The following is a 2740-nucleotide window of genomic DNA, read 5'->3' on the forward strand; positions in this document are numbered from 1 at the left end:
GTAGCGGCCCCGCCGCCCCCGGCCCGGCGGTCGCCCCCGCTCCCGTGCCCGCCGGGGCCGGGGCGGCGGGGCCGCTACGGCGCGGTGAGGATCCTCGGGCCGGCGGCGGTGATCGCGACGGTGTGCTCCGAGTGCGCGGCGCGGCTGCCGTCGACGGTGCGCAGGGTCCAGCCGTCCCCGTCGCACCGGTAGTCGTCCGTACCGCCCGCGATCAGCATCGGCTCGATGGCGAGGACCACGCCGGGGCGCAGCTTCATGCCGCGTCCCGGCGGGCCCTCGTTGGGCACGCCCGGGTCCTCGTGCATGCTGCGGCCGACGCCGTGACCGCCGAAGCCGTCCGGGACGCCGTACCCGGCGGCGCGACAGACCGTGCCGACGGCGTGGGCGATGTCCCCGATCCTGTTGCCGGGCACGGCGGCGGCGATACCGGCCGCCAGGGCCGCCTCGGAGGTCTCGATCAGCCGCAGGTCGGCCGGGCGGGCCCGGCCGACGGTGAAACTCACCGCCGCGTCCCCGACCCAGCCGCCGAGCTTCGCCCCGCAGTCCATGCTGACCAGGTCTCCGTCGCGCAGCCGGTACCCGTCGGGGATGCCGTGCACGATCGCGTCGTTGACCGAGGCGCACACCACGCCCGGGAAGGGCACCGGCGCGAACTGCGGCCGGTAGCCCAGGAAGGGGGAGGTCGCGCCGGCCTCGCGGAGCACCCCGCGGGCCACCCGGTCGAGGTCCAGCAGGGACACCCCGACGCGCGCGGCCTCCCGTACGGCGGCCAGGGCGCGGGCGACCACCCGGCCCGCGGCACGCATCTCGTCGATCTCTCGGTCCGTCTTCAGTTCCACCATGCCAATAATTATACCGGTATAACAATAACGGGATAGTTATTGGCGTCCGGGGGTAGGATGAGCACATGGTCCGTACCCCCCTCACCCCTGAAGAGCGCGAGCGCGGCGAGCGGCTCGGCGCGCTGCTGCGCGAGGCCCGCGGCGGCCGCAGCATGGTCGAGGTCGCGGCCGGCGCGGGGCTCTCCGCCGAGACCCTCCGCAAGATCGAGACCGGTCGGGCGCCCACCCCCGCCTTCTTCACGGTCGCCGCGCTCGCCGGGGCGCTCGGGCTCTCGCTGGACGATCTGCTGACGCGCTGCGCCGCGGTTCCCGCCTGAGGGAGGTCGGTCCGGGCCGGTCCGCCCGAGGCCGGTCCGTCCGGGCGGGTCCGGCGGGCCGAACGGCCCAATCGGCGGTGGGAGCGCCGGGGTGCGGGGCAAGCGTGAAGGCGTGTCAGCCACGAACGCATCCCAGCGACTCGGTTTCGGAATCCTCGGCGCCCTCCTCGCGGGCGGCCTGCTGCTCGCGGCGTGCGCCGCCCCCGACGGCCGGACACGCGCCGACGACGCGAGCCGCGCCCCTTCGAAGGAGGCCCGCGGCCCCGCCCCGGTGAACGGCCGGCCGCCGGAGCCGCCGCCACCCACGCCGTGAGCGCGGCCGGGTCCGGACGGCCTAGGGTCGGGGCATGGATCTCGAGGAACTCGGCAGGGCGCAGTACGTCAGTCTCACCACCTTCCGCAAGGACGGCACGCCCGTGGCGACGCCGGTGTGGGCGGTGGCCGACGGGGGTGAGCTGTACGTGTGGACGCGCAGCGACTCGTGGAAGGTCAAGCGCATACGCAACGACGGGCGGGTCACCGTCACCGCTTGCGACGTGCGGGGGCGTGTCGTGGAAGGGGCCGCCGTGCGCGAGGGCCGGGCCAGGCTGCTGGACGAGGCGGGGCTGCGGCGCGTGCGGAAGCTGATGTCGCGCAAGTACACGTGGCAGTTCTGGGCGGTGGACGTGCCCGCCACCGTGGCGCGGCGCGGGAAGCGGCCGCACACCGCGATCGCCGTCAATCTTTGAGACTCCCGTAGCCCGCCCGTAACACGGGTGGGATCCAATGCGGTCATGGAGACCGCGACTTCGCTGGCGATCAGTCAACTCTCGGGATATTTGCGGGGGTTGACGCAGAGGCTGGATCCCGGGGCAGGCTGGTACGGGGAGTTCCTGCGCCGGGATCCGGAGGGCGTCCGGGCCTGCCTGGAGGGCGCCGCGATGCCGCCGTGGGACGTGGTGGAGTCGCTGCTGCGGGACCTGGAGGAGGCGCGGGGCGCGGAGTTCGCGGCGCGCGAGACCGTATACGCGGCGCAGCTGCGGGCGGCGGCCGTCACCGCGTGGGACCGGCTGCCGGGCGGCGAGGAGGAGCTGCGGACCCTGCTCGTGGCCTCGGCCGCCCAGCGGGCCGAGGCGGAGTCGGCCCTGCGGAATCTGACGGCACGGCTCGGCGGGGCCGCCGGCCCGGCGGAGACGGACGTCCTGACCCGCGAACTCTCCTGGACCCAGGACGACGTGGCCCGCGCCGCGGCCCGCCACGAGGACCTCGTAGCCCGCCTGAGGTCCCTGCTGACCACCCCCTTACCCGGCGTCCCCCGCCAGCGGACCACGCCGTCGGAAGGCCCCCACCAGCCGGCCGAACGGCCCCAGGCCGCGCCAGGGCGGGCTCATCAACAGACCGACGGGCCCGAAGCCCCGCCCGAACGGCCCCGCCACCCGGGCGGCTGGACCGAAACGCCGTCCGGTTGGACCGAAGCCCCGCCGGCGCGGTCCCACGAGCCGTCCGAAGGGGTCGCGGCGCCATCCGGGCAGATCGGCCACCCGGCCGGCTGGGCCGGGGCGCCGGACGGCCGGACGGGAAGGTCGTCCGGTGGGACGCCGC

At 75.7% G+C, this 2740-nt stretch carries 4 protein-coding genes and 1 pseudogene; 4 read left to right on the forward strand and 1 reads right to left on the reverse strand.

Going from position 1 to position 2740, the window contains the following annotated elements; translation table 11 throughout:
- Positions 1-74: 74 nt before the first annotated feature.
- Entirely contained in the window at positions 75-842 is a 768-nt protein-coding gene (gene map / locus PV721_RS42695) for a type I methionyl aminopeptidase (protein WP_319734190.1), read from the reverse strand.
- A gap of 65 nt (positions 843-907) precedes the next feature.
- On the opposite strand from map, the gene PV721_RS42700 reads away from it, so the two are divergent.
- The 4 genes and pseudogenes from PV721_RS42700 to PV721_RS42715 all read left to right on the forward strand — a co-directional run.
- Positions 908-1159, forward strand: coding sequence for a helix-turn-helix domain-containing protein (locus PV721_RS42700; protein WP_319734192.1), 252 nt, complete (start codon positions 908-910; stop codon positions 1157-1159).
- Positions 1160-1271: 112 nt separating this feature from the next.
- Entirely contained in the window at positions 1272-1472 is a 201-nt protein-coding gene (locus PV721_RS42705; RefSeq protein WP_319734194.1) for a hypothetical protein, read from the forward strand.
- Between the two features lie 34 nt (positions 1473-1506).
- Positions 1507-1887, forward strand: coding sequence for a PPOX class F420-dependent oxidoreductase (locus PV721_RS42710; RefSeq protein ID WP_319734196.1), 381 nt, complete (start codon positions 1507-1509; stop codon positions 1885-1887).
- 45 nt (positions 1888-1932) lie between these two features.
- A pseudogene (locus PV721_RS42715) lies at positions 1933-2740 on the forward strand (hypothetical protein); the annotation flags it as partial.

It is taken from the genome of Streptomyces sp. MB09-01 (assembly GCF_033794505.1).
Lineage (GTDB): Bacteria > Actinomycetota > Actinomycetes > Streptomycetales > Streptomycetaceae > Streptomyces.